This is a genomic window from Amycolatopsis solani (assembly GCF_033441515.1).
Classification (GTDB): domain Bacteria; phylum Actinomycetota; class Actinomycetes; order Mycobacteriales; family Pseudonocardiaceae; genus Amycolatopsis; species Amycolatopsis solani.
This window is the reverse complement of record NZ_JAWQJT010000003.1, coordinates 770471-796844: the sequence shown is the minus strand read 5'-3', so window position 1 is coordinate 796844 and position 26374 is coordinate 770471. Positions and strand designations below refer to the sequence as shown.

The window sequence follows — 26374 nt, the reverse complement described above, 5'->3', positions numbered from 1 at the left end:
GGCCTACTGGCCGGTCACCTGGCGGCCGGGCAACTAGGGTGGGACGCGTGCCTGAAACCCATGGACGACGTCGCGCGGCGCTGCGTGAGCTCCTGACCGGAGCCGGTGTGGACGCGCTGCTGGTCACCGACCTGCTGAACATCCGCTACCTGACCGGGTTCACCGGCTCGAACGCCGCCGTGCTGCTGCACGCGGACGGGGACGCGCGGACCCTGTTCTGCACCGACGGCCGCTACACCACGCAGGCCGCGGGGGAGGTGCCCGACCTCGAGACCGTCGTCGACCGGGCCAGCGCCGCCGCCCTCGTGGCGAAGGCCGCGAAGGACCCCAAGACCTACGCGCGGGTCGGGTTCGAGAGCCAGCACGTGAGCGTCGAAGAGTACGAAGCGCTCCGGCAGCGGGTGCCGCTCGAACGCACCCCCGGCCTGGTCGAGCAGCTGCGGGTGGTCAAGGACGAAGCCGAGATCGAGGCCCTGCGCCAGGCGTGTGCCGCGGCCGACCGGGCACTCGACGACCTGGTCGCCGCCGGCGGCCTCCGGCCCGGGCGCACCGAGCTGGACATCGCCCGTGACCTGGAGAACCGGATGCTGGAGCACGGCTCGGAGGCGCTCAGCTTCGCCTCCATCGTCGCCGCCGGCGCGCACTCGGCCATCCCGCACCACCGGCCGACGCACGCCCAGCTCGAGCGGGGCGACTTCGTGAAGCTGGACTTCGGCGCGACCGTCGACGGGTACCACTCCGACATGACCCGCACCTTCGTCCTCGGCGAGCCCGCGGACTGGCAGCGGGAGGTCTACGACCTCGTGCACACCGCGCAGGCGGCCGGCGTCCGCGCCGTCACGCCCGGCGCCGAGGTGTCCGAAGTGGACGCCGCGGCGCGGAAGGTGATCGCGGACGCGGGGCACGGCGAGCACTTCGCCCACGGTCTCGGCCACGGCGTCGGCCTGCAGATCCACGAGGCGCCCAGCTTCGCCGCGACGGGCGTCGGTACACTGTCCGCCGGTATGGCGGTCACCGTCGAGCCCGGCGTCTACCTCGCGGGGCGCGGTGGCGTGCGCATCGAGGACACGCTCGTCGTGCGGGCTGGGGAGCCCGAACTCCTCACCCTGAGCACCAAGAACCTCGTGGTCGTCTGACAGCGGCCCCGAACCGAAGATCGACACAGGAGACTGCAAGCTCGTGGCCACGACCAACGACCTGAAGAACGGGCTCGTCCTCAACCTCGAGGGCCAGCTGTGGACCGTCACCGCGTTCCAGCACGTCAAGCCGGGCAAGGGCGGTGCGTTCGTGCGCACGACGCTCAAGCACGTCCTCACCGGCAAGGTGGTCGACAAGACGTTCAACGCGGGCACGAAGGTCGAGACGGCCACGGTGGACCGCCGGAACATGACCTACCTGTACAAGGACGGCCAGGACTTCGTGTTCATGGACGGCGACACCTACGACCAGATCACCGTGCTGGCCGCGGTCGTCGGCGACAACGCCAACTACATGCTCGAAAACACCGAGGTCCAGGTCGCGGTGCACGAGAACGAGGCGCTCTACGTCGAGCTCCCGACCTCGGTCGAGATCGTCATCCAGCACACCGACCCGGGCCTGCAGGGCGACCGCTCCACCGGCGGCACCAAGCCGGCGACGCTGGAGACCGGCGCGGAGATCCAGGTCCCGCTGTTCCTGTCCACCGGCGAGAAGATCAAGGTCGACACCCGCGACGGCCGTTACCTGGGCCGCGTCTCCAGCTGATGCCGACTTCGAAACCCCACCCGAACCGCGGCGGCGCGATCAGCCGCAGGCAGGCGCGCCGTCGCGCGGTGGAAATGCTGTACGAGGCCGCGCAGCGCGACACCGACGCGGTGACGCTGCTGGCCGACCGGGTCGGTGCGACCGAGGTCGACCCGATCGCGGACTACACGATCAGCCTGGTCGAGGGGGTCACCGGCCGGAAGCCGCAGATCGACGAGCTGCTGGCCGAGCACGCGCAGGGCTGGACCCTGGAGCGGATGCCGAAGGTCGACCTCGCGGTGCTGCGGGTCGGTGTCTACGAGCTGCTCTGGGCCGAGGACGTGCCGGACCCGGTCGCGATCGACGAGGCCGTCGGCCTGGCGAAAGAACTCTCCACGGACGATTCGCCGCGGTTCGTGAACGGCGTGCTGGGCCGCATCGGCACGATCGCCGACCGCCTGCGCGCGGTTCTCTAGGTACTGCTGCGAGCCCCCCGACGAGGTCAGTGAGCGTCTCCGGTGCCCCACCGGGGAACGCTCACTGCGTCGGCGCAACACACCTCGCGATCAGTCTTCCTTGGCGGGACGCGCCTCCGGCGGGAGCACACCCCAGTCGATGAGCTGCTCGGTCAGCTCGCCCGGCGTCATGTCGTAGATGATCGCCAGCGACCGCAGGTCCTCGGTGCGGATCGAGAGCACCTTGCCGTTGTAGTCGCCGCGCTGGCTCTGGATCGTCGCCGCGTAGCGGGCCAGCGGGCCCACCTTTTCGGCAGGCAGCTGCTGGAGGCGCTCGAGGTTGATCACGATCTTGGTGGCGGGCTCGGCACCGGAGGGGACCCGGCCCTCGGGCAGCAGCTCGACCACCGGCACACCGTAGAAGTCGGCCAGCTCGGCCAGCTTCTGCACGGTGACGGCACGGTCGCCACGCTCGTACGAGCCGACGACGACGGCCTTCCAGCGCCCACCGGACTTCTGCTCGACCCCGTGCAGGGACAGGCCCTGCTGCTGGCGGATCCCGCGGAGCTTGGCCCCGAGCGCCTTGGCGTAATCGCCCATCTGGTCGTTCTCCGTTCTTCACCCCCCGACCGGTCGGGGGTGACCGGTCCAGGGGACTCGCTGAGTCGAATACTCAGAGTAATGGTTACGCATTGTTGTCACCAGGTCAAGCAGAAGCTTGCCGCGAATCACGCCACACCACCCGTAAGACTGAGCAAAGTGCCTGCTACTGTCGGTGCGAAAGCCCCGACCAGCAGGGGAACAGACGTCCTTTAAGGACCCGTCCGGTGAGGCGGGGAAGGAGTCCGAAGTGTCGTCACGTCCGCGTGGCGCGGCTGGTTCGGCCGGGGAGCGAGAGCTCCTGACGGCCGGCGATGTCGCGCGCACGATCGCCCGAATGGCCCATCAGGTCATCGAAAAGACCGCGAACGGTGCGGAGAGCACTACCCCGCCCGTGTTGCTGGGGATCCCCAGTCGCGGCACCCCCCTCGCGGCCCGCCTCGCCGACAAGATCGGTGAATTCTCCGGAGTCCGCCCGCCGACCGGCGCCCTCGACGTCACCCTCTACCGGGACGACCTCCGCCGCCGCCCGCCGCGCGCGCTCGAACAGACGCAGCTGCCCGCCGGCGGCATCGACGACCGGGTGGTGATCCTGGTCGACGACGTCCTCTTCTCCGGCCGCACGATCCGGGCCGCGCTCGATGCCCTCCGTGATCACGGCCGTCCCCGCGCGGTGCAGCTGGCGGTGCTGGTCGACCGAGGTCACCGTGAGCTGCCGATCCGCGCCGACTACGTGGGCAAGAACGTGCCGACCGCCCGCACCGAGGGCGTGTCCGTCCTGCTGGCCGAGATCGACGGCCGCGACGCCGTCCTGCTGCGCGCGACCGAAGTTCCTGGAGAAGAGTCTTGAAACACCTGCTCGCCACCGACGGGCTCGACCCGGCGCTGGCCACCGCCGTGCTGGACACCGCCGACGAGCTGAAGCACACGCTGCTCGGCCGCGAGGTGAAGAAGCTGCCGACGCTGCGCGGCCGCACGGTGATCACCCTGTTCTACGAAAACTCGACGCGCACGCGGGTCTCGTTCGAGATCGCCGGGAAGTGGATGAGCGCCGACGTGATCAACGTCTCCGCGTCCAGCTCCTCGGTCAACAAGGGCGAATCGCTGCGCGACACGGCGCTGACGCTGGCCGCCGCGGGCGCCGACTGCGTGATCGTCCGGCACCCCGCCAGCGGTGCCGCCCAGCGGCTTTCGGAGTGGCTCGCCGAGCCCGGCACCTCGGTGGTCAACGCCGGTGACGGCACCCACGAGCACCCGACGCAGGCGCTGCTCGACGCGGCCACGCTGCGGGAGCGGCTCGGCTCGCTCAAGGACCGGCGGATCGCGATCGTCGGCGACGTCCTGCACAGCCGGGTCGCGCGCTCGAACATCCACCTGCTCGCCGCCCTGGGCGCGGAGGTGGTGCTCGTCGCGCCGCCGACGCTGCTGCCCTACGGCGTCGAGAGCCTGCCCGTCACGGTGTCGCACGACCTGGACGCCGAGCTGCCCGCGGTCGACGCGGTCATGATGCTGCGGGTCCAGGCCGAGCGGATGCACGGCGGCTTCTTCCCTTCGGCCCGGGAGTACTCGATCGCCTACGGCCTCTCGGAAAAGCGGCAGAAGCTGCTGCCGGACCACGCGGTCGTGCTGCACCCCGGCCCGATGCTGCGCGGGATGGAGATCGCTTCGGCGGTCGCCGACTCCCCGGCCTCGGCCATCACCGAACAGGTCCGCAACGGCGTCCACGTCCGCATGGCGGTCCTCTACCACCTCTTGGCCAGTGAAGGAGCCGCCGCGTGACCACCGTGATCAAGGGGGCCCGGCCCTACGGCGAGGGCGACCCGGTCGACGTCCTGATCGAGGACGGCGTGATCACCGCGATCGGTGCCGTCCAGGTCCCGGAAGACGCTTCGATCATCGAAGCCGCGGGGCAGGTGCTGCTGCCCGGCTTCGTCGACCTGCACACTCACCTGCGTGAACCCGGCCGCGAAGACACCGAAACGATCGACACCGGCTCGGCCGCGGCGGCGCTCGGGGGCTACACCGCCGTGTTCGCCATGGCCAACACCGACCCGGTCGCCGACAACGCCGTGATCGTCGAGCACGTGTGGCGGCGCGGGCAGGAGGTCGGCCTGGTCGACGTCCACCCGGTCGGCGCGGTCACCGTCGGGCTCAAGGGCGAGAAGCTCGCCGAGCTGGGCACGATGGCGAACTCCCAGGCCCGGGTCAAGGTCTTCTCGGACGACGGCCTCTGCGTCGCCGACCCGCTGCTGATGCGCCGCGCGCTGGAGTACTCGACCGCGCTCGACGTCGTCATCGCGCAGCACGCCGAGGAGCCGCGGCTGACCGTCGGCGCCCAAGCCCACGAAGGCGAGCGCGCGGCCCGCCTCGGCTACACCGGCTGGCCCGCCGCCGCGGAGGAGTCCATCGTGGCGCGCGACTGCCTCCTGGCACTGCACGCGAACGCGCGGCTGCACGTCTGCCACGTGTCCACTTCGGGCACCGCGGACGTCCTGCGCTGGGCCAAGGACCGCGGGACGAAGGTGTCGGCCGAGGTCACGCCGCACCACCTGCTGCTCACCGACGAGCGCCTGGCCACCTACGACCCGGTCAACAAGGTGAACCCGCCGCTGCGCACCAAATCAGACACCGCGCGGCTGCGGGCCGCGCTGGCCGACGGGACCATCGACTGCGTCGCCACCGACCACGCGCCGCACGCCGTGCAGGACAAGGACACCGAGTGGACCGCGGCCCGGCCGGGCATGCTCGGGCTGCAGACGGCGCTGTCCATCGTGGCCGAGACCATGGTCCGGACCGGGCTGCTCGACTGGCGCGGCGTCGCCCGCGTGATGAGCGAGCGGCCCGCGGAGATCGGCAACCTGGCCGACCACGGCCGGCCGATCGCGGCCGGCGAGCCGGCGAACCTGACGCTGGTCGACCCGGACGCCGAGTGGACGGTCCGGGGCGCGGAGCTGGCCAGCATCGCCGCCAACACCCCGTACGAGGGAATGCGGCTCCCCGGTGTGGTGACCGCGACCCTGCTGCGCGGGCGGCTCACCGCGCGGGACGGGAAGGTCTGCTGATGGAGCGCTTCTGGCTGGTGCTGGCGATCGTCGCCTTCTTCCTGCTCTGCCTCTGGGGCATGTACGTGGGCTGGCGGCGCAAGGCGCGCTCGCAGAGCGTGCAGGTGCCGCCGTTCCCGGCCATCCCGTCGGAGCCGGGTGCCGTCCTGCTGGAGTCCACCGGCGTCTACGTCGCCACGACGTTCGCGGGGGAGTGGCAGAACCGGGTCGTCACCCGCGGCGCGGGGCTGCGGACCTCTGCTTCCTGGCGGCTCCACGACGGCGGCGTCGCCGTCGAGCGAGGCGGCGCTCCGGACTTCTGGATCCCGCGCGACGCGATCACCGGCGTCCGGCGCGACAGCAGGATCGCCGGGAAGGTGATGGGCACCGACGCCCTGCTCGTCGTCACCTGGCGGGCCGGCGAAACCGAGGTCGACACCGGCTTCCGCGGCGACGAACTCGACGACTATCCACAGTGGATCGAACAGCTCAAGATCAAGGGAGGTGCCCAGTGAACGCGCGCGCTCAGGCCGCACTGGTGCTCGAAGACGGCCGGGTGTTCCGCGGCGCTGCGTACGGCGCGCGGGGGCGGACCCTCGGCGAGGCGGTGTTCTGCACCGGCATGACCGGCTACCAGGAGACGCTGACCGACCCGTCCTACCACGGGCAGATCGTGGTGCAGACCGCGCCGCAGATCGGCAACACCGGCTGGAACGACGAGGACGACGAGTCCTCGAAGATCTGGGTCAACGGCTACGTGGTGCGCGACCCCGCGCGCACGCCGTCCAACTGGCGCTCTCGCCGGACGCTGGACGAGGAGCTGGTGAACCAGGGCATCGTCGGCATCGCCGAGGTCGACACCCGCTCGCTGACCCGCCACCTGCGCGAGCTCGGCGCGATGCGCGCCGGGGTCTTCTCCGGTGACGCGCTGGGCACGGTCGACGAGATGGTGGCCGAGGTGCTGGCCAGTCCGAAGATGGAAGGTGCGGACCTGGCCGGCCAGGTCACGACGCCCAAGCCGTACGTGGTCTCGCCGTCCGGGCAGACGCGCTTCCGGGTGGTGGCGCTGGACCTGGGCATCAAGTCCAACACCCCCCGCCAGATGATCAAGCGCGGCATCGAGGTGCACGTGCTGCCGTCCACGTCGACGTTGGAAGAGGTCCTGGCGGTCGAGCCGGACGGGGTGTTCCTGTCGAACGGCCCGGGCGACCCGGCCACGACGACCCACGCGACCGAGCTGACCAAGCAGGTCCTCGGCCGCGAGATCCCGCTGTTCGGCATCTGCTTCGGCAACCAGGTCCTCGGCCGCGCGCTCGGCCTGGACACGTACAAGATGCGCTACGGCCACCGCGGCATCAACATCCCGGTGATCGACGTCGCCACGAAGTCGGTGGCGATCACGGCCCAGAACCACGGCTTCGCCCTCGAAGGCGAGCCCGGGCAGCGCTTCGAGTCCCCGTTCGGCGCGGCCCAGGTCAGCCATTACTGCGCGAACGACGGCGCGGTCGAGGGCCTGCGGGCGTTCGACGTCCCGGCGTTCTCGGTCCAGTACCACCCCGAAGCCGCGGCCGGCCCCCACGACGCGGCGCCCCTGTTCGACGATTTCGTTTCGCTCATGGAGAAGCGGTCGTGACCCTCTCGACCGGGATCGAGCGGATCCGGATCCGGAACTTCCGGGTGCTCCGGGACGTCGAGCTGGACGGTCTGACGCCGGTGACGGCGTTGCTGGGGCCGAACGGGAGTGGCAAGTCCACGGTGTTCGACGCGCTGGATTTCCTCGCCGAGTCCTTCCGGGTCGGGCTGCGCTCGGCGTGGGACCGGCGTGGGGGTGCCGCCGACATCGTCACCCACGGCGCGGCCGGGCCGGTCGAGATCGAGCTGACGTTCCGCATCGTGAACGCGGTGGGTGCGTACCGGCTCGTCATCGAGCACGACAACGACGAGCTGGTGGTGGCCGAGGAGAAGCTGACCTGGCAGCCGGAGGGTGCCGAGGCGCCTTCCGAGACCCTGGACCTCCGGCGTGGGGTCGGAGCGGTCACCGGGATCGGCGCCGTCGGAAGCCTTCTTTCGCTGGCCACGCCGGATCTGCTCGGCGTGAGTGTGGTCAGCCAGCTCGCCAACACGGCTCAAGTCGGTGAGTTCCACCGCTTCATCGCCGAGATCGGCCTGTCGGACCTCGATCTCGATGCGATGCGCAACGGCGCGAAGGACGAGAGGGCGTCCCGGCTCAAGCCGGACGGCCGGAATGTGGGCGCCATCGTCCGGCGCCTCCGAGACGAGCGCCCCGGCGAGTGGGAAAACATCCGGGCCTCGCTGCGGCGGTATGTCCCGGGCTTCGACGACATCGAGCCCTTCCAGCAGGGCAACGGCGCCTGGATCGTCCGCCTGCGCGAACAGGGCAAGGAAGACCTCATCGCCCCGGAGAACATCTCCGACGGCACGCTGCTGCTGCTCGGCTACCTGGTGGCGTTGCGCACGGACACTTCGGTCCTTCTTCTCGAAGAACCCGAGAACCAGGTCCACCCGCGGCTCCACTACTCACTCGCCGAGGACGCCCGCGGCGCACGAGCCGACCAGGTGATCGTCGCGACCCACGCGCCCCGCTTCGTCGATGCCCTGCGACCGGACGAGGTCTGGACGTTCGCCCGGGGCGACGACGGCTACGCCGAGACCAAACGGGCCTCCGACGAAGCACCGGTCGTCCGCATGGTCGAGTCCGGAGGCGCCCTCGGCGACCTCTGGACCGAGGGGTACTTCCGGTTCGGTGACCCGCTCGAGGAGCGCTCGTGACCGTTCTCGCCCCCTGCCGTCTCGAAGTGCTCGTCGAGGAACCCTCCGCGGAAGAGGCGTTGAAGACGCTTCTCCCGAAGATCGTTCCGGGCGTGGGCTTCCGGATCGTCCCCTTCAACGGCAAGACCGATCTGCTGCGCAAGCTGCCCGTCCGGCTCCGGGACTACACGTACTACTGGGCCGAAGCGGGCTTGCGGATCGTCGTCTTGCTCGACCGCGATGACGACGACTGCGCCGAACTCAAAAGCCGCCTGGTCGAGATCGCGCGCGAAGCAGGACTGTCCGGTGACGCGACGCTGTTCCGCATCGTGATCGAAGAGCTCGAGGCCTGGTTCCTCGGCGACGTGCCCGCGCTGCACGCGGCCTACCCCAAGGTGCCTCCGAGCTTGGGAAGCCAGACGAAGTTCCGCGACCCGGAGAACGTTCCCGGCGGTGCCTGGGAGGGCCTGGAGCACGTGCTGCAGAAGCACGGCTACCACCGGAAGGGCCTCGCGAAGGTACTCGCAGCGCGCGAGATCGCGCCCCACATGGACATCGAGAACAACCGTTCCACAAGCTTCCAGGTCTTCCGCGACGGTCTGCGGCGCCTGGTGAAAGAAGGAAACTGATGCCGAAGAGGACGGACATCCAGCACGTGCTGGTGATCGGCTCCGGGCCGATCGTGATCGGGCAGGCCGCGGAGTTCGACTACTCCGGTACCCAGGCCTGCCGGGTGCTGCGCAGCGAAGGCCTGCGCGTGTCACTGGTGAACTCGAACCCGGCCACCATCATGACCGACCCCGAGTTCGCCGACGCCACCTACATCGAGCCGGTCACGCCGGACTTCGTCGAGAAGGTCATCGCCGAAGAACGGCCCGACGCGATCCTCGCCACCCTCGGCGGGCAGACCGCGCTCAACTGCGCTGTCGCGCTGCACGAGCGCGGGGTGCTCGACAAGTACGGCGTCGAGCTGATCGGCGCGGACATCGACGCCATCCAGCGCGGTGAGGACCGGCAGAAGTTCAAGGACATCGTGCGCACCATCGGTGCCGAGGTCCCGCGCTCCCGCGTCTGCCACGACATGGCCGAGGTCCGCGACACCGTCGAGGAACTCGGCCTGCCGGTGGTCATCCGGCCGTCCTTCACCATGGGCGGGCTCGGGTCCGGCATGGCGCACACGCCCGAGGACCTCGAGCGGCTCGCCTCCACCGGGCTCGCCGAATCCCCGGTCACCGAGGTGCTCATCGAGGAGAGCGTGCTCGGCTGGAAGGAGTACGAGCTCGAGCTGATGCGCGACAAGCACGACAACGTCGTGGTCGTCTGCTCGATCGAGAACATCGACGCGATGGGCGTGCACACCGGCGACTCCGTCACCGTGGCGCCGACCATGACCCTCACCGACCGCGAGTACCAGGTGATGCGCGACGTCGGCATCGCCGTGCTGCGCGAGGTCGGCGTCGACACCGGTGGCTGCAACATCCAGTTCGCGATCAACCCCGAAGACGGCCGGATGGTCGTCATCGAGATGAACCCGCGGGTGTCGCGGAGCTCCGCGCTGGCGTCCAAGGCCACCGGCTTCCCGATCGCCAAGATCGCCGCGAAGCTCGCCATCGGCTACACCCTCGACGAGATCACCAACGACATCACCGGCGAGACCCCGGCGGCGTTCGAGCCCACCTTGGACTACGTCGTCGTGAAGATGCCGCGGTTCGCCTTCGAGAAGTTCCCGGGCGCGGACCCGACGCTGACCACGACGATGAAGAGCGTCGGCGAGGCGATGTCGTTCGGCCGCAGCTTCCCCGAGGCGCTCGGCAAGGTGATGCGGTCGATCGAGACCAAGGCCACCGGCTTCTGGACGCTGCCCGACCCCGAGGGCGTCACGCTGGAGTCCACTTTGGACGACCTGCGCACGCCGCACGAGGGCCGGCTGTACGAAGTGGAGCGTGCCCTGCGGCTCGGCGCCAGCGTCGCGCAGGTCCACGAGGCGAGCGGCATCGACCCGTGGTTCATCGACCAGATCGCCCTCATCGGCGAAGTGGGCGCCGAAGTCCGTGACGCGCCGGTGCTCGACGGCGACCTGCTGCGCCGCGCCAAGCGCACCGGCCTCTCCGACCGCCAGATCGCCGCGCTGCGGCCGGAACTGGCCGGCGAGGACGGCGTCCGCGCGCTGCGGCACCGCCTCGGCGTGCGGCCGGTGTTCAAGACCGTCGACACCTGCGCGGCCGAGTTCGCCGCCAAGACGCCGTACCACTACTCGGCCTACGAGTCCGACCCCGACGCGCAGTCCGAGGTGGCCGTCCAGAGCGACAAGCCGAAGGTGCTCATCCTCGGCTCGGGCCCGAACCGCATCGGCCAGGGCATCGAGTTCGACTACTCCTGCGTGCACGCGGCGATCGCGTTGCGGGAGGCCGGGTTCGAGGCCGTCATGGTCAACTGCAACCCGGAAACCGTCTCCACCGACTACGACACCTCCGACCGCCTGTACTTCGAGCCGCTGTCCTTCGAGGACGTCCTCGAGGTCGTGCACGCCGAGCAGGCGTCCGGCACGGTCGCCGGCGTGATCGTCCAGCTCGGCGGGCAGACCCCGCTGGGGCTGGCGAAGAAGCTCGCCGACGCCGGTGTCCCGGTGGTCGGGACGCCGCCGGAGGCCATCCACCTGGCCGAGGACCGCGGCGCGTTCGGCGAGGTGCTCACCGACGCCGGCCTGCCCGCGCCGCGCTACGGCACGGCGACGTCGTTCGAGGGCGCCAAGCGGATCGCCGACGAGATCGGCTACCCGGTCCTCGTGCGGCCGTCGTACGTGCTCGGCGGGCGCGGCATGGAGATCGTCTACGACGAGGAAACCCTCGCCGGGTACATCAGCCGTGCCACCGAGATCAACCCCGAGCACCCGGTGCTGGTCGACCGATTCCTCGACGACGCCATCGAAATCGACGTCGACGCGCTGTTCGACGGCGAGGAGCTCTACCTCGGCGGTGTCATGGAACACATCGAGGAAGCCGGGATCCACTCCGGTGACTCCTCGTGCGCGCTGCCGCCGATCACGCTCGGGCACACCGACCTGCAGGCCGTCCGCCGCTCCACCGAGGCGATCGCCCGGGGCGTCGGCGTCCGCGGGCTCCTGAACGTCCAGTACGCGCTCAAGGACGACGTCCTGTACGTCCTGGAGGCCAACCCGCGCGCGTCGCGCACGGTCCCGTTCGTCTCCAAGGCGACGGCGGTGCCGCTGGCCAAGGCCGCCGCGCTGATCATGACCGGCTCGACGATCAAGGACCTGCGACAGAGCGGTGTCCTGCCGGCCGACGGCGACGGCGGCCGGCTGCCCGCCGACTCGCCGGTCGCGGTCAAGGAAGCGGTCCTGCCCTTCCACCGCTTCCGCACGCCCGAAGGCCACGGCGTGGATTCCTTGCTGGGCCCGGAGATGAAGTCCACCGGCGAGGTGATGGGCGTCGACGTCTCCTTCGGCAAGGCCTTCGCCAAGTCACAGAGCGGCGCGTACGGCTCGCTGCCGACGTCCGGGCGCGTGTTCGTCTCGGTCGCCAACCGCGACAAGCGCTCGCTGGTGTTCCCGGTGAAGCGGCTGGCGGACCTCGGGTTCGAGATCCTCGCCACGTCCGGCACCGCGGAAGTGCTGCGGCGCAACGGGGTCGCGTGCACCGTGGTGCGCAAGCACTACGAGGGATCGACCGAAGCCGAGCCGAACATCGTGGACGTCATCCTCGCCGGCGACGTCGACATGGTGATCAACACCCCTTACGGGAACAGCGGTCCACGCGTCGACGGCTACGAAATCCGCACCGCCGCGGTGTCGCGCGACATCCCGTGCGTGACGACCGTGCAGGGCGCCGCGGCGGCCGTGCACGGCATCGAGGCGCTCATCCGGGGCGACATCGGCGTCAAGTCCCTACAGGAGCTGCAGGCGGCGCTGAAGGCGAAGTCGTGACGGCGGGGGAGCGGTTCGGGGCGCGGCTGGCCAAGGCCGTCGCGGCCCGCGGCCCGCTGTGCGCCGGGATCGACCCGCACCCGGGCCTGATCGAGGCCTGGGGGCTCCCGGTGGACGCGTCGGGCCTGGAACGGTTCGCGCTGTCCGCCACGGAGGTCCTGGCGGCCCGCGCGGCGATCGTGAAGCCGCAGTCGGCGTTCTTCGAAAGTTTCGGGGCCGCCGGTGTCCGCGTGCTGGAACGGGTGGTGGAGACCGCGCGGGACGCCGGCGCGCTGGTGCTGCTGGACGTCAAGCGCGGCGACATCGGCTCCACGATGGCGGCGTACACGGCCGCGTACGTGGCCGACGGCGCCGCGATCGCGGCCGACGCCATCACCGTCTCGCCGTACCTGGGGTTCGGCTCGCTGGAGCAGTGCGCCGCCACGGCGGTCTCGGCGGGGCGCGGCATCTTCGTGCTTGCCCGGACTTCGAACCCCGAAGCGGCCGCGGTGCAGAACGCGAAGCTGCCCGACGGGCGCACGGTGGCGCAGGCGATCGTCGACTCGGCGGCGGCGCTCAACGACGGGGCGGAACCGCTCGGCGATGTGGGCGTGGTGGTCGGAGCCACCATTTCGCCGGGAGAACTCGATCTCTCGCGGCTGAACGGTCCGGTGCTGGCGCCCGGTTTCGGGGCCCAGGGAGCCACTGCGGCCGATTTGAAGGCCCTTTTCGGGCCTTCGCTGCCGGGTGTGCTGCCCGCGTCGTCCCGCGACATCCTGAAGCACGGTCCGGAGCAACAGGCTTTGCGCCAAGCGGTCGAACGCGTCGCCGAAGTGCTGGCCGACCCGCAGGAAAACGGCCAATAGCAGGGGCCGGAACCGGGTCCCACCAGGCACCCCCGCATTGTGGCCGGTGCTCACGGGTGGGTACCGTCGCGTCACCCACCCAGATTTGAGAACTACCGGAGGAAAACGTGGCACTTCCCCAGCTGACAGAGGAACAGCGCGCTGCGGCGCTGGAGAAGGCCGCCGCCGCTCGCAAGATCCGTGCTGAGCTGAAGGAGCGGCTGAAGCGGGGCGGTACCACTCTGGTCGACGTGCTGAAGCAGGCCGAGGAGAACGAAGTCCTCGGCAAGATGAAGGTTTCGGCTCTGCTCGAGGCCCTTCCGGGCGTCGGCAAGGTCCGCGCGCAGCAGACCATGGAACGACTGGAGATCGCCCCCAGCCGTCGCCTTCGCGGCCTCGGCGACCGGCAGCGCAAGGCGCTGCTGGCCGAGTTCAGCGGCGAGTGAACGGCGCCGGTCGTGACTACCCGGTGAACCGGGGCGCCGACCGCGGCAGTGAGCCGGTGACGGGGGACATCCCCCGGCACCGGCTCACCGTCGTATCGGGGCCTTCGGGGGTCGGGAAGTCGAGCGTGGTGGGCGAGCTGCGGAAGCTGGAGCCCGACATCTACTTCAGCGTCTCGGTCACCACGCGCAAGCCCCGCCCCGGCGAAGTCGAGGGCGCGCACTACCACTTCGTCGACCGCGCCGAGTTCGACGCGATGGTCGCCGACGGCAGGCTCCTGGAGTGGGCCGAGTTCACCGGCAACTGCTACGGCACCCCCCGCGAGCCGGTCGAGAAGGCCCTCGCCGAGGGCCGCCCGGCCATCCTGGAGATCGAGCTGCAGGGTGCCCGGCAGGTCCGCGCGGCGATGCCGGAGGCCCGGCTGGTGATGCTGATGCCGCCGTCGTGGGAGGAACTGGTCGGCAGGCTCACCGGGCGCGGCACCGAGAACGAGGCCGCCGTGCAGGCCCGGCTGGCCGAAGCGGAGCGCGAGCTGGCGGCGGCGGGGGAGTTCGACCACCGCGTCGTCAACGCCGACGTGCGGGAGGCCGCCGAGCACTTGCTAAACTTGATTACTGATCAGTCTTCCGACGAATCGGAGCACCACGCGTGACCAGCCAGATTGCCTTGACCGAAGAGCTCGAGGGCATCACCAACCCTCCGATCGACGACCTGCTCGAGAAGGTCAGCTCGAAGTACGCGCTGGTGATCTACTCGGCCAAGCGCGCCCGCCAGATCAACGACTACTACGCCCAGCTGGGCGAGGGTCTGCTCGAGTACGTCGGCCCGCTCGTCGAGCCGGGCCCGCGCGAGAAGCCGCTCTCGATCGCGCTGCGCGAGATCCACGGCGGCCTGCTCGAGCACACCGAGGGTGAGTAAACCCCGCGTCGTCCTGGGCGTGGGCGGCGGCATCGCCGCCTACAAGGCGTGTGAGGTGCTGCGCGGGCTGACCGAATCCGGTCACGACGTCCGCGTGGTCCCCACCGAAGCCGCGCTGAACTTCGTCGGCGCGGCGACCTTCGAAGCGCTCTCGGGGCACCCGGTGCACACCGGCGTGTTCACCGAGGTGCCCGAGGTGCAGCACGTCCGCGTCGGCAAGGAAGCCGACCTCGTCCTGGTGGTCCCGGCCACGGCGAACCTCCTGGCCAAGGCCGCGCACGGCCTCGCGGACGACCTGCTGACGAACACCCTGCTCACCGCCCGGTGCCCGGTCGCCTTCTTCCCGGCGATGCACACGGAGATGTGGGAGCACCCCGCGACCCGCGACAACGTCGCGCTGCTGCGCTCGCGCGGCGCGATCGTCACCGAGCCCGACTCGGGCCGGTTGACCGGCGTCGACACCGGCAAGGGCCGCCTGGCGAACCCGGCCGAGATCGTCGACCTGGCGCGGCTGCTGCTGGCCCGCCCCGACGCCCTCCCGCGCGACCTCGAAGGCGTCCGCGTCGTCGTGTCGGCCGGCGGCACGCGCGAGCCGCTGGACCCGGTCCGCTACCTGGGCAACCGCTCGTCGGGCAAGCAGGGCTACGCGCTGGCCCGCGTCGCCGCCCAGCGCGGCGCCGACGTCACCCTGGTCACCGCGCACACCGTCGCGCTGCCGGACCCGGCGGGCGCGACCGTCCAGCACGTCTCGACCGCCGAGGAGCTGCGGCAGGCCGTGCACGCCGCGTCCCACTCCGCGGACGTCGTCGTGATGGCCGCCGCCGTCGCCGACTTCCGGCCGGCGAACCGGGCCGACCACAAGATCAAGAAGTCCGACGACCAGCCGGATCCGGTCATCACCCTCGACCGCAACGCGGACATCCTGGCCGAACTGGTGCGGAACCGGCGGGCCGGGCAGGTCGTCGTCGGGTTCGCCGCCGAAACCGGGGACGAGCAGGGCAGCGTCCTCGACCACGCCCGCGCGAAGCTCAAGCGCAAGGGCGCGGACCTGCTGGTCGTGAACGCGGTCGGGGACGGCAAGGCGTTCGGCACCGAGGACAACTCGGGCTGGCTCCTAGGGGCCGATTCCACTGAAAAACCCCTACCTCTTGTGCAGAAAGCCGAACTGGCGTCCATGGTGTGGGACGCTGTTGTGAGCTTCATGAAGCGTTGACCGTCCCTAGAGCGATAGTCAGTACGCTTGCACTGGTAAGGGGTGCCTAACTTTCCGGGCATCCGACGTCTAGGTGAGGAAGTGACGGCCACCGTGACCGCGTCTAGCAGCAGATTGTTCACCTCGGAGTCGGTGACCGAAGGGCACCCCGACAAGATTTGCGACGCCATCAGCGATTCGATCCTCGACGGCCTGCTGTCGAAGGACCCGCGCAGCCGCGTCGCGGTCGAGACCCTCATCACCACCGGCCAGGTGCACGTGGCCGGCGAGGTGACGACGGAGGCGTACGCCGACATCCCCACGATCGTCCGCGACGTCATCCTGAAGATCGGCTACGACTCCTCCGCCAAGGGCTTCGACGGGAACTCCTGCGGCGTCAACGTCGCGATCGGTTCGCAGTCGCCCGACATCGCCCAGGGCGTCGACACCGCGTACGAGTCGCGGGTCGAGTCGGACGAGGACGAGATCAACCGCCAGGGTGCCGGCGACCAGGGCCTGATGTTCGGCTACGCCTGCTCGGACACCCCCGAGCTGATGCCGCTGCCGATCGCGCTGGCCCACCGGCTCTCCAAGCGCCTGACCGCGGTCCGCAAGGACGGCGTGCTGCCGTACCTGCGCCCGGACGGCAAGACCCAGGTGACCATCGAGTACGCCGGCGACCAGCCGGTGCGCCTCGACACGGTCGTCGTGTCCTCGCAGCACGCCGACGGCATCGACCTGGAGCGGATGCTCAGCGTCGACGTCAAGGAGCACGTCGTCGGCCCCGAGCTCGAGGGCCTGGGCATCGACACGTCGAACGCGCGCCTGTTGGTCAACCCGACCGGCCGGTTCGTCATCGGCGGCCCGATGGGCGACGCCGGCCTGACCGGACGCAAGATCATCGTCGACACCTACGGCGGCATGGCCCGCCACGGCGGCGGCGCGTTCTCCGGCAAGGACCCGTCCAAGGTCGACCGTTCCGCCGCGTACGCGATGCGCTGGGTGGCCAAGAACGTCGTCGCCGCCGGGCTGGCGTCGCGGACCGAGGTGCAGGTCGCGTACGCGATCGGCAAGGCGGCCCCGGTCGGCCTGTTCGTCGAGACGTTCGGCACCGAGACGGTCGACCCGTCGAAGATCCAGCAGGCCATCACCGAGGTCTTCGACCTCCGGCCGGCGGCGATCATCCGCGACCTCGACCTGCTGCGCCCGATCTACGCCCCGACCGCGGCGTACGGCCACTTCGGCCGTCCCGAGCTGGACCTCCCCTGGGAGAGCACGGCCCGCGCCGAGGCCCTGAAGTCGGCCGCCGGCGCCTGACGCACGATCCGGTGAAGGCCACCCCGCGTACGTCGCGGGGTGGCCTTCCTCGTGTCGGGACTGTCGGAGGGGTCTGGTAGAGATCACGGCGTGAGTAGTTCCGAGCCCGCCGCCCTCTGGGAGCTCCCGGAGAAGCCGCCTTCGCCGAAGGCGGCGCCCTCGCGCGCCCGGAAGCCGCCGAAGCCGGGTGCGAAGGCGAAGGGGGCGCAGCAGCCCGCGCCGGAGAAGCCGGTCGCGCGGATCGTCGTCGACATCCCGCTGGCGCACCTGGACCGCACCTTCGACTACCTCGTGCCCGAGAAGCTGCACGAGACGGCCGTGCCCGGCTGCCGCGTCCGCGTCCGCTTCGCCGGCCAGCTGGTCGACGGCTACCTGATCGAGCGCGGCGAGTCCAGCGACTACGACCGGAAGCTCGCGTTCCTGGACCGCGTGACGTCGAGCGAGCCGGTGCTGCCGCCGTCGTTGCACGCGCTGTGCCGGTCGGTGGCCGACCGCTACGGCGGCACGCTGTCCGACGTCCTGCGGCTCGCGATCCCGCCTCGCCACGCGAAGGCCGAGGGCGAGCCGCCGCTCGCGCCCGCGGCGCCGCCGGACGCGCCCGATACGGAGGCCTGGACGCGCTACCAGCGCGGCCCGGCGTTTCTGGAGGCCCTCGCCGAGGGGAAGCCCGCGAACGCCGTCTGGCAGGCCCTGCCGGGCGAAGACTGGCCGCGGCGGCTGGCCGAGGCCGCGGCGGTGGTGGCCGCCGCCGGCCGCGGCGCGGTCCTGGTCGTGCCCGACCACCGCGACCTGACCCGCGTGCACGAGGCGTGCGCCGCGCTGCTGGGCGAGGAAGCCGTGGTGGCGCTGATCGCGGGCTTGGGTCCTGCCGAGCGGTACCGGCGCTGGCTGGCGGTGCTGCGCGGCGCGGTCCGGGTGGTGGTCGGCACGCGCGCGGCGATGTTCGCGCCGGTCCACGACCCCGGCCTGTTCGTGGTCTGGGACGACGGCGACGACCTGCACCTCGACCAGCACGCGCCGTACCCGCACGTCCGCGACGTGCTGATGGACCGCGCGCACGCGGCGAAGGCGTCCCTGCTGGTCGGCGGGTTCGCCCGCACGGCCGAGGCCCAGCTGCTGGTCGAGTCGGGCTGGGCGGCGCCGGTGCTGGCCGACCGCACGGTGCTGCGCTCCGCGGCTCCGCGCGTCACGCCGGTGGGCGAGGACTTCGACGTCGCCCGCGACGAGGCCGCCCGCGTGGCCCGCCTCCCGGCGGTGGCGTTCGAAGCGGCGCGCCAGGCGTTCGCGGCCGGCCACCCGGCACTGGTCCAGGTACCGCGCCGCGGGTACGTCCCGGGCCTGGCCTGCGGGAACTGCCGGACGCCCGCGCACTGCCGCCGCTGCGCGGGCCCGCTGTCGCTGCCGGGCGGCTCGATCGACGGCCGCCCGAAACCCCCGGCGTGCCGCTGGTGCGGCGTCCCGGAAACGGCGTTCCGCTGCCCGGCCTGCGGCTCGGTGAAACTCCGAGCGGCGATCGTCGGCGCGAAGCGCACGGCGGAGGAGCTCGGCCGCGCGTTCCCGGGCATCCCGGTCCGCACCTCGGGAGCAGCGGAGGTGCTGACCTCGGTCCCGGCCAAACCGGCCCTGGTGGTCTGCACCCCGGGAGCGGAACCGGTGGCCGAAGCCGGCTACGGCGCAGCGCTGCTGCTGGACGGCTGGGCCCTCCTCGGCCGCCAGGACCTCAGGGCGGCGGAGGAAACCCTGCGCCGCTGGATGGCCGCGGCCGCCCTGGTCCGCCCAGCTTCGGCGGGCGGCCGCGTGATCGTGGGAGCGGAGGCCGGGCTGGCGGTGGTCCAGGCCCTGGTCCGCTGGGACCCGGCCTGGCACGCGGGCCAGGAGCTGGCCGAGCGCCGCGAGCTGGGCTTCCCGCCCTCCATGCGCATGGCGAGCGTGGAGGGCACCCCGGACGCGGTGGCCGCCCTCCTGGACGACTTGCCGCTCCCGCCGTCGGGCGAGGTCCTCGGCCCGGTCCCCCTGGGCGAGGTGGACGAGGAGGGCAACGCGGAGCGGGAACGGGCCCTGGTGCGGGTTTCCCGAGCCGAGGGCAAGGCCTTGGCGACGTCGATCCACGCGGCCGCGGCGCGGCGGGATGCCCGCAAGGCCACGGAGCCGATCCGCATCCAGCTGGACCCGCTGGAGCTCATCTAGCCGCCGGCGCCCCAGTCACGCCGGTCTTCGCCGTCCGATGGCCCGTTCCCCGCCGGGGGCTCGGTCGAGGGCGGTTCGTGTCCGAAGAATCCACCTTGCTCTTCGGAAGGAGCCGCTGAGCCGGAAGGTCCGGTCGCGTCGACCGTCCGGTACCGCTCGCGGTACTCCTGGGCCAGATCCGCGTGCCCGTGCCGCTCGGCGAGGTCCGCCAGCTGGTGCCCGAACAGACTGTTCTGGGAATCGTCGGGATCGGGTAGCAGATCGACTTTGCCCCCTCGTTCCTCCTCCGCCGGGTTGACTTCTCCTGCAGCGTCGACGAAGAACGCCGGTTCCGGCGGCGTGAAGAACGACGGCGGCGGGACTGCCGGTCGCGGGGTGACGTTCTCCGGCAAGAGGTGCCGGAACAACTCGTCGACCTCTGAGTTGTTGGCCGCCGCGGACAGCCGTGCCAGCGTTCCGATGAGGTCGACTGTTTCGCGTACCTCCTCTTCGTTGCGCGCGAGCCACCACACGACTGTGCTGCCGACGTCGGTCAGCACCTCGTCGCCCAGGTACGCGCGCACCACGCGCTGGTTCGCGATGCGCTGTTCCTGCAGCTGTTGCTGCCGGCGCAAGGTGGCCAGGGCGTTGAGGTGCTCGCGGTGGTGCTGACCGACCTGGGTCTTGACGTCGGTCGCCCACGCTTGCAGCAACCGGTCGGGAGTGGCGGCCGGCCGCCCGAGAGCCGCGGCCAGCGCGTGGACGACAGCGTCGTCGTCAGGGTGGTGTGCTTGACTGATCTCCCGGGCCCGTTCCACTACCGCCGCGGTGGCGACCGCGGCCGGATCGGCGTGTCCCCGGTCGAGGCGCAACTCCGCGGGATCCCAGTGCACCGTGCACCCGAAGGTGAACGGGATGCCTTCCAGCGAGCTGGGCAGCGACATCGGGGCGACGACCCGGCTCGGTGGCGGTCCGGGCGCCGGCGGCGGAGGTGGTGGCGGGGCCTGCTGCGCTGTCATGTGTTGCCGGTAGGCGTTTTCCGCGCGGAGCCGCGCCTGCTCGGTGCGGAAGTGGTAGCTGTGCAACCCCCACAGCGTCAGGAGGAAGACGGTCACGGTCGCCAGCGCGGTGATCCAAACGGGCCAGCCCGCGGCGAGGCCCACGCACAGCGGCACGAGGAAGGCGATGGCGCCGCCCGCGATCGTTTCGGTGGTGTCCTTGCTCATCACAGCTCCTCGGGGTGGACGGGTGCCATCGCGGCATCGATGAGGTGTTGGAGCGTCAACGCGCTTTCTCGCCGGACCTGCCGCGCTTCGCCGTCGACTGCACGGTCCACCTGGTCACGGGCGAACGCGTAGAGCGTGCTGAGCAGGCGCACCTGGCCGTCGCACGCTTCGACGAGCAAGGCGGGGTGCTGGTCGAGCCAGCGTTGCACCGATGCCTCGGGCAACGTGCTGATTCCTTCCTCGAGCAGCCGGTGCCAAAGGACGCGGAGGTTGGTCTTCGCGCTGCGTTCGGCGGCGAGCCGGGCGGGGATGTCCAGCGCCAGCAGGAGCGCGCTGTCCGTCGGCCGTGCACTGACGGTGGCCAAGCGGTGGAGGAACCATCGCTCGAAACCCCGGTCGCGGACCAAGGTGAGCAGCCTTTGCCGGGCCAAGGCGCGGACGGACGGCTCGTGGTGCCCGGTGAAGTAGTGCAGGCGCACCATTGCTTGCGTCGGCCGCTCCGGTGCGATCGTTTCGGTGCACGCTTCGATCAGCACTTCGGCGAACCCGGCTTCGGTGTTCGGAGTCCGTGCCCGGTGGTAGACGAACTTGCGGAACTCCGGCGAGTACGTGGTGTGTTGCAGGCCGGCGTCCAGAACCTGCAGGGCCAGGGCTTTCTGGTCGCCGTTCGCGGACCACCGGCGAGCCAGGTCCTGGAGAGGCGAGACCGGGCCCGTCGCCAGGACCTGGTCGGCGTAGTGGTCGGCGAGGGCCGCAGCAGCGGGTGCAGCGACACCGGGGAGCGAGGTCACCGCCGCCACCCACTCGGACATCTTGTCGCGCAGTTCCGGGAAGTAGGTCCAAAAGTGCGTTCGCACGGCCTTGTCCAGGGCGAGGTCCTTGAATTCGACGGCCTTGCGCCCGTCGGTGTGGAGCCGGACCTTGGCCATCCGCTCGGCGAGATAAGCCCCGTCGAGAACGTGCTTCTCCTCTCGGGGAAGGTCCACGAGCCGGCTGAACGCACCTTCGGCCTCGACCATCGCGTCGAGCGTCGCGCCCGGGAGGAACGCCGCGACCACCAGGAGAGCCCGGAGGCCGGGATCCTGGTTGTCGCGGAACAGGGCGGAGGCTTGCTCGTCTCGCTCGGAGTGCGCCGCAACGGCCTCCCGAGCCCACTCGACGACCGACCCGGACCGTCCGCTCCTGCGCGCTGCGGCCGCGGTCAACGACGCCAGCTCGACGACCTCGTGCATCGGAGATGCCGCCAGGAAGGGATCGAGGCTCTCGAGCGCCGGAACGGGCTCGGTCAGGCGAAAACCTTCGGCGGCCAGGTACGCCTCGAACACCTTGTGACCCGGAGGTCGCTCGATCGGGGTGACCGTGGCGAGAAGCGAATCGGGCAACAGGTTCCGTTGTCCGCGCCGGATCACCACGACGAGCCGGGCGTCTTGGTCGTCGACGGCGGCGCGGAACCCCTCGAGTTCGCGGCGGAGTTCCTCGACGTGCCGGTCATCGGTCTGGGTGAGGTCGAGGAGAAGGCGTTCACCTGGCCTGATGTCGGCCGGGTCCAAGGCGAGTTCGTCTTCTTCGCTCCGGTCGGGAAGCTCGCGCAGGCGTCCGGCGTCCAGAACCGCCTTCTCGGTGAGGCACATCAGTGCGGCGCTGCGGCGGCCTGAGCCCTCGGGACCGGTGAGGACGAGGGTGTGCGACTCCCGCAACGCGCCCGCGGTCAACGGCTCGGGCCATACGAAACGCTCGGCGAGCCACTGGATGTGGTCGCTTGCCACGAACTGCGCGGGTCGCCTTCGCCGCATCTCCAAGACGAAGTGGTTGTACTGATCGCCGGTGCCGCCGTGGACGAAGCCCGGCCCGTCGAACGTGTAGGAATCGGGCATGCTGATCACGGCTTGGTCGGGTCGGGCCCGTTGTACTGGTTTCCGGTGCCGCCGTGGACGAATCCCGGACCGTGGAAGGTGTAAGCGTTCCGGGCCTGTTCTCCCGGCCGGTCCTTTTCGCCGCCCCGGTGGTCCTCGTCCCCGACGACCGCCGGGTCGGAGATGCGGGGCAGGAAACCATCGCTGAGCAGGCCGCCGCTGGGGGACGGCACCCGGAGGTAGCCGGTGTCGACCAGCTTCTTGACCTCGACCGGCGCGGCCACGTAGTTCTCGGGTGCGTCCGCCGCGTAACCCGAGAGCACGGCGTCCTGGTACGCGCGAGCGGACACGATCGCCGCGACCCGGGTCATCGGGCCGGAGCGGTTCAGCAGTTCACGCACCGGTGACGCGTCGAGCAGCCGGTGCGTCTCGATGCGAGCGGTTCCGCTGCCTTCGCTGAGCAGTCCCCGTCCCGAATCGGTGACCGGGCCGACGTGGATGCTGACACGCATCCGGAGTGGCACCGGGTCGGCGTTCACCTCGGCGCGGTACACGAGTTCCTCCTGCAGCGCCGGGAGGAACGGGTTCAGCAGGAAGGGCAACGCGGACGAGGAAAGGCCGAGTGCGTAGCCGTCGCCGGTGCCGAAGCCGAACCGCATCTCCTGCCACGTCTCGGCGAGTCCGCACCGCTGGAACGCGGAACGCAGGATGGTCGGCACGGCGTCGGTGATCCGGGCCTGATCTCTTCCGAGGGACCCGCTGAAATCTCGGATGTCCACGGCGAGCAGGGCTCGGTAGGGAGGCAGTTCGGTGGCTGTTCGCGTCACTTGTTTCTCCTCGTCGTCGCGCTGCGAGGACGAGGGTGCCGAGGTTCGCGACCGTGCGTTGTCCGGCGTCGGACAGTTGGAAAGTGGCGTGCATCACACTCCGGCAGAGTCTTTCAGTGCGTCGAGATCGGAGACGGCGAGTCGCGGTCCGGATCGAAGCGCGCCGATCTCGCGGAGCCGCTGGAGGTGCAAGGCGACCGTGCTGCGGGCCATGCCCAGCGCGTCGGCGACTTCCTGCTGGGAGAAAGGAATGTGGTCCGGGTTGGCTGAGGACCGGTCGGCGAGGGCCACGACCTCCAGGAGCAGCCGCGCGATCTTGCGTTCGGGGCCGAAGTGCACGAGTTCCACCTGGTACGGCACCGTCTGGGAAAGCTTGGTGACCAGGTAGTCGGTGAGCACCGAGTGTCCGTCGTGCCGGTTCAGGAAGGCGTTGAACCGGTCGACGGAAAGCACTCGTGCGGTGCAGCGATCGATCGTTTCGACCGTGGCAGTGCGCTTGGACAACCGCCGGGCGGCGACCTCGCCGATCAGGTCGCCGGCTCCGCGCAAGGTGATCAGCAACTGTCCGCCGTCAGGTTCGATGCCGAGGACTTTGACGCGTCCGGAAATCAGGGCGAGGACCGCCGAACCCGGATCACCTTGCCGGAAGAGGCGGTGACCCGGCGGGTACACCCGCTCGCCCCCGTACTCCAGGAGCTCGTTCCAGCGTTCTTCACCGAGAAGCGCGCGAAATCCTCGTGTCACATATCGTGATATACCGTTCACGGCTCGTGCGCACAATGGGTGATCGTGCGGTTGTGCTCAGCGGCCCAACACTGTCCCCGGCAAGGATTCCAGCGCCGCGCGCGGCGATTCCGCCTGCTGCAGCCGGATTCCCGCGTCCGGGCCGCCCGCCGCGGCTGTCGTCAACGCGATCACCTGGGTCGCGATCGCCTGGCGGCGGGATTCGAACGCCGGGTCCGTCAGCGCCGCCGGATCGGCGGGCTGGCCCAGAACCGGCGTGTGCAAATGCCCGCCGACCACGGAAGTCAGGCCCAGCCCCAGGCGGATGCGGTTCACTCTATACATCGATTCATTGCTCAGATAGTTCCCGCCACCGCCCGAAGCCGCGATCTCGCCGGGCGCCGGGGCGTCCGCGCGGCACACCGGCGTCCCCACTCCCGGGTTCGAAGCGTCCGGCCACACGCAGAACGCCTGGTTGAAGTTCACCGGATAAGCACCGGGCACCGCGAGCATCCGCGCGTACGGCAGCGTCGTCTCGATGAACTGGACGTCCGGCTGCGGCCAGCCCGCGGCCGCCGGGACACCGCCCGTCACGGACGCGTTGTTGTTGTCCGGGAAGCCACCGCGCCACGCGCCCGCCCAGCGTTCGACGTCGAAGCGGCCCGGGCGGCCCTGGCTGATCGTCAGCACGACGTCCGGCCGCCGGGTGCGGTCGCGCAATGCCGTGCCGTACGCCGCTTCGACGATGCCGTCGTCGAAGTAGCCCCACACCACCGGGAAGCTCACCGCCTGCACCACCGCCGGGCCCGACGGCGTGTCGAGGACGCGGCCGTCGAGCTGCAGCGCCGATGCCCCGGCGGGGTTCGAAATCGTGAGTCCCTGGCCGTTCAGCTGGAACGGGTCGAAGCCGCTCACCATGACCCGCCGCGTTTTCCCGGCCGGGAACCGGACGTCACCGAGGCCGCGGGAGCCGCGGTCGAACGCCGCGAGCAGCGAATCCCGCTGCGCGGGGAACGCCTTCCACTGCCGGATCGCGCTGCTCAGCTGCAGCCGCGCCCAGTACAGCGGCCGGTCGTCGAACCGGTCGAGCGTGCCCAGATCGGGCCGCCGCCCCTGCGCGCGATCGACGGCCGTCCGCCACAGCCGCTCGCCGGCCTGCGTGACCAGCCGCTCTGCGCGGCGCGGGGTCCGCGCCGCGCAGAGGTCGTGCTTCACCTCGGCGACGAGCGGGTCGAGCCCGGCCAGCCGCACGAGTTCAGGACCGACGGCGGGCCCGCCCGCCGGCAGTGTCGCGGTCAGCCGCTGTTCCTCGACGGTCAGCGGAACGGCGGCGTCGAAGCACCCGGGCGCGGCGGTGGCGACCCCGGGGAAGGCGACGAGCGGAACGGCGGCGAGCAGGGGGAGCAGGGCGGTCAGGCGCACGGGTTTCCCTCCACGTCGTGGGTGACGCGGTCAGTCTTCCGCCGACCGCGCCACCCACGTAACCCGCGTAAGTCGGGATCAGCCGGTCGCCAGCACCTTCAGCCGCGAAATGTCCGCGCTGAACGTGTCCTGGTCGATCGGCGAGGAGCTGTACTGCCAGAACGTGTAGAAGCCCCACTTGTACGGCAGCGTCCCCACCGAAGACGCGTACCGTGCCACCCACAGCGGGTTCGTCGAGCTGAAGTCGCCCGTGTTGCCGGTGCACTGGCTCCACCAGCTCGTCGCCGTGTAGATCACCGGCCAGCGGGTCGTCTTCGCGTGGTATTCGTCGCTGAATGCCTTGATCCACGCCACCATCTGCGCCGGCGTCTTGCCGTAGCAGGCGTTGTTCGGGCCCCACTCGATGTCGAGCGTGCCCGGCAGCGTCTTGCCGTCCTTCGACCAGCCGCCGCCGTGGGCGACGAAGTAGTCGGCCTGGGCCGCGCCGCCCGAGGTGTCCGGGCGGCCGTAGTGGTACGCGCCGCGGATCATGCCGACGTTGTACGAACCCGTGTACTGCTGGCTGAAGTACGCGTTCGTGTAGCCGGTGCCCTCGGTCGCCTTGACGTAGGCGAACTTCTTGCCCGCGCTCCAGTACGACGCCCAGTTGACGTTGCCCTGGTAAGCGCTTACATCGATGCCGGGGACGCTCGCGTCCACCGACGCCGGCGCCAGGCCGGCCGGGGCCACCCCGTCGTGGGCGCGGATCGCCGCGCCCATTTCGTGGTTGCCGGTGGCGTCTTGCTGGGGGAGCGGCGGCGATGCCTCGGCGCCGGTGGCGGTCGCGACCAGCAGGGAGGTCGAGACCGCGAGTGCGGCGCCGAACAGGCGGCGCCACCGTCGGGGTGCAGTCATCTTGAGTTGTTCCTTCCGGGTTGCCCTCGCTGTGCGCG

25 protein-coding genes are annotated in these 26374 nt (G+C 70.7%); 18 read left to right on the top strand and 7 right to left on the bottom strand.

The genetic code is table 11. From position 1 onward, the window contains the following. Positions 1-47: 47 nt before the first annotated feature. Genes SD460_RS36290 through nusB form a run of 3 tightly spaced genes read left to right on the top strand, consistent with a single transcriptional unit; the run spans position 48 to position 2198 of the window. Entirely contained in the window at positions 48-1136 is a 1089-nt protein-coding gene (locus SD460_RS36290) for a M24 family metallopeptidase (protein WP_290055790.1), read from the top strand. Positions 1137-1179: 43 nt separating this feature from the next. After that, complete coding sequence (gene efp, locus SD460_RS36285; RefSeq protein ID WP_155542394.1) at positions 1180-1743, top strand: elongation factor P; 564 nt, start codon at positions 1180-1182, stop codon at positions 1741-1743. Then, the gene (nusB, locus tag SD460_RS36280) at positions 1743-2198 is read left to right on the top strand and encodes a transcription antitermination factor NusB (RefSeq protein ID WP_086856367.1); all 456 of its coding nucleotides are present in this window, start codon (positions 1743-1745) and stop codon (positions 2196-2198) included. Before efp ends, nusB begins: the two co-directional genes overlap by 1 nt. 90 nt (positions 2199-2288) lie before the next feature. On the opposite strand, the gene bldD is transcribed toward nusB, so the two are convergent. After that, positions 2289-2777, bottom strand: a complete 489-nt coding sequence (gene bldD / locus SD460_RS36275) for a transcriptional regulator BldD (RefSeq protein WP_020422358.1) — start codon at positions 2775-2777, stop codon at positions 2289-2291. 250 nt (positions 2778-3027) lie between these two features. Between bldD and pyrR the strand changes: the two genes are divergently transcribed. The 15 genes from pyrR (at position 3028) to SD460_RS36200 (ending at position 19412) form a co-directional block, all read left to right on the top strand. Continuing rightward, positions 3028-3627: a bifunctional pyr operon transcriptional regulator/uracil phosphoribosyltransferase PyrR gene (gene pyrR / locus SD460_RS36270; RefSeq protein WP_290055794.1), complete on the top strand. Its 600-nt coding sequence runs from the start codon at positions 3028-3030 to the stop codon at positions 3625-3627. Then, the gene (locus SD460_RS36265; RefSeq protein WP_160703076.1) at positions 3624-4556 is read left to right on the top strand and encodes an aspartate carbamoyltransferase catalytic subunit; all 933 of its coding nucleotides are present in this window, start codon (positions 3624-3626) and stop codon (positions 4554-4556) included. The genes pyrR and SD460_RS36265 overlap by 4 nt, the downstream gene beginning before the upstream one ends. Then, on the top strand, positions 4553-5839 hold the full coding sequence (locus SD460_RS36260) for a dihydroorotase (RefSeq protein WP_318307369.1): 1287 nt from the start codon (positions 4553-4555) through the stop codon (positions 5837-5839). Before SD460_RS36265 ends, SD460_RS36260 begins: the two co-directional genes overlap by 4 nt. Continuing rightward, positions 5839-6333, top strand: coding sequence for a PH-like domain-containing protein (locus SD460_RS36255; protein ID WP_290055798.1), 495 nt, complete (start codon positions 5839-5841; stop codon positions 6331-6333). Before SD460_RS36260 ends, SD460_RS36255 begins: the two co-directional genes overlap by 1 nt. Continuing rightward, the gene (carA, locus tag SD460_RS36250; protein WP_290055800.1) at positions 6330-7451 is read left to right on the top strand and encodes a glutamine-hydrolyzing carbamoyl-phosphate synthase small subunit; all 1122 of its coding nucleotides are present in this window, start codon (positions 6330-6332) and stop codon (positions 7449-7451) included. The genes SD460_RS36255 and carA overlap by 4 nt, the downstream gene beginning before the upstream one ends. Then, a complete protein-coding gene (locus SD460_RS36245) occupies positions 7448-8608 on the top strand; it encodes an AAA family ATPase (RefSeq protein ID WP_290055801.1) in 1161 nt (386 codons plus the stop codon). The genes carA and SD460_RS36245 overlap by 4 nt, the downstream gene beginning before the upstream one ends. Next, positions 8605-9216 (top strand): DUF4276 family protein, encoded by a 612-nt coding sequence (locus SD460_RS36240; RefSeq protein WP_290055803.1) that lies wholly within the window; start codon positions 8605-8607, stop codon positions 9214-9216. The genes SD460_RS36245 and SD460_RS36240 overlap by 4 nt, the downstream gene beginning before the upstream one ends. Continuing rightward, complete coding sequence (gene carB / locus SD460_RS36235; protein WP_318307368.1) at positions 9216-12530, top strand: carbamoyl-phosphate synthase large subunit; 3315 nt, start codon at positions 9216-9218, stop codon at positions 12528-12530. Before SD460_RS36240 ends, carB begins: the two co-directional genes overlap by 1 nt. Continuing rightward, positions 12527-13375, top strand: a complete 849-nt coding sequence (gene pyrF / locus SD460_RS36230; RefSeq protein ID WP_290055806.1) for an orotidine-5'-phosphate decarboxylase — start codon at positions 12527-12529, stop codon at positions 13373-13375. The genes carB and pyrF overlap by 4 nt, the downstream gene beginning before the upstream one ends. Positions 13376-13482: 107 nt before the next feature. After that, positions 13483-13800: an integration host factor, actinobacterial type gene (gene mihF, locus SD460_RS36225; RefSeq protein ID WP_013224622.1), complete on the top strand. Its 318-nt coding sequence runs from the start codon at positions 13483-13485 to the stop codon at positions 13798-13800. Next, a complete protein-coding gene (gmk, locus tag SD460_RS36220) occupies positions 13797-14450 on the top strand; it encodes a guanylate kinase (RefSeq protein ID WP_290055812.1) in 654 nt (217 codons plus the stop codon). The genes mihF and gmk overlap by 4 nt, the downstream gene beginning before the upstream one ends. Continuing rightward, a complete protein-coding gene (gene rpoZ / locus SD460_RS36215; protein WP_086671175.1) occupies positions 14447-14716 on the top strand; it encodes a DNA-directed RNA polymerase subunit omega in 270 nt (89 codons plus the stop codon). Before gmk ends, rpoZ begins: the two co-directional genes overlap by 4 nt. Further along, a complete protein-coding gene (coaBC, locus tag SD460_RS36210; RefSeq protein WP_318307367.1) occupies positions 14709-15929 on the top strand; it encodes a bifunctional phosphopantothenoylcysteine decarboxylase/phosphopantothenate--cysteine ligase CoaBC in 1221 nt (406 codons plus the stop codon). The genes rpoZ and coaBC overlap by 8 nt, the downstream gene beginning before the upstream one ends. Before the next feature lie 93 nt (positions 15930-16022). Beyond that, entirely contained in the window at positions 16023-17225 is a 1203-nt protein-coding gene (gene metK, locus SD460_RS36205) for a methionine adenosyltransferase (RefSeq protein ID WP_290055814.1), read from the top strand. Positions 17226-17315: 90 nt separating this feature from the next. Next, positions 17316-19412 (top strand): primosomal protein N', encoded by a 2097-nt coding sequence (locus tag SD460_RS36200; protein WP_290055815.1) that lies wholly within the window; start codon positions 17316-17318, stop codon positions 19410-19412. On the opposite strand, the gene SD460_RS36195 is transcribed toward SD460_RS36200, so the two are convergent. The 6 genes from SD460_RS36195 to SD460_RS36170 form a co-directional block, all read right to left on the bottom strand. Continuing rightward, positions 19409-20617: a hypothetical protein gene (locus tag SD460_RS36195; protein ID WP_290055816.1), complete on the bottom strand. Its 1209-nt coding sequence runs from the start codon at positions 20615-20617 to the stop codon at positions 19409-19411. The genes SD460_RS36200 and SD460_RS36195 overlap by 4 nt on opposite strands. Further along, positions 20617-22491: a hypothetical protein gene (locus SD460_RS36190; protein ID WP_290055817.1), complete on the bottom strand. Its 1875-nt coding sequence runs from the start codon at positions 22489-22491 to the stop codon at positions 20617-20619. Before SD460_RS36190 ends, SD460_RS36195 begins: the two co-directional genes overlap by 1 nt. A gap of 5 nt (positions 22492-22496) precedes the next feature. Beyond that, entirely contained in the window at positions 22497-23297 is an 801-nt protein-coding gene (locus tag SD460_RS36185; RefSeq protein WP_290055818.1) for a hypothetical protein, read from the bottom strand. Between the two features lie 93 nt (positions 23298-23390). After that, positions 23391-23969 (bottom strand): Crp/Fnr family transcriptional regulator, encoded by a 579-nt coding sequence (locus tag SD460_RS36180; protein WP_318307366.1) that lies wholly within the window; start codon positions 23967-23969, stop codon positions 23391-23393. A gap of 129 nt (positions 23970-24098) precedes the next feature. Further along, positions 24099-25442 (bottom strand): pyroglutamyl-peptidase I, encoded by a 1344-nt coding sequence (locus SD460_RS36175; protein ID WP_290055820.1) that lies wholly within the window; start codon positions 25440-25442, stop codon positions 24099-24101. Between the two features lie 78 nt (positions 25443-25520). Then, complete coding sequence (locus SD460_RS36170) at positions 25521-26336, bottom strand: lysozyme (RefSeq protein WP_290055821.1); 816 nt, start codon at positions 26334-26336, stop codon at positions 25521-25523. Positions 26337-26374: the final 38 nt, after the last annotated feature.

What these genes read in the sequence shown, in the direction of transcription:
- nusB (WP_086856367.1), top strand. Translation starts at nt 1,743, where the DNA reads ATGCCGACTTCGAAACCCCACCCGAACCGCGGCGGCGCGATCAGCCGC.
- bldD (WP_020422358.1), bottom strand. Translation starts at nt 2,777, where the DNA reads ATGGGCGATTACGCCAAGGCGCTCGGGGCCAAGCTCCGCGGGATCCGC.
- SD460_RS36255 (WP_290055798.1), top strand. Translation starts at nt 5,839, where the DNA reads ATGGAGCGCTTCTGGCTGGTGCTGGCGATCGTCGCCTTCTTCCTGCTC.
- carB (WP_318307368.1), top strand. Translation starts at nt 9,216, where the DNA reads ATGCCGAAGAGGACGGACATCCAGCACGTGCTGGTGATCGGCTCCGGG.
- SD460_RS36195 (WP_290055816.1), bottom strand. Translation starts at nt 20,617, where the DNA reads ATGAGCAAGGACACCACCGAAACGATCGCGGGCGGCGCCATCGCCTTC.
- SD460_RS36190 (WP_290055817.1), bottom strand. Translation starts at nt 22,491, where the DNA reads ATGCCCGATTCCTACACGTTCGACGGGCCGGGCTTCGTCCACGGCGGC.
- SD460_RS36170 (WP_290055821.1), bottom strand. Translation starts at nt 26,336, where the DNA reads ATGACTGCACCCCGACGGTGGCGCCGCCTGTTCGGCGCCGCACTCGCG.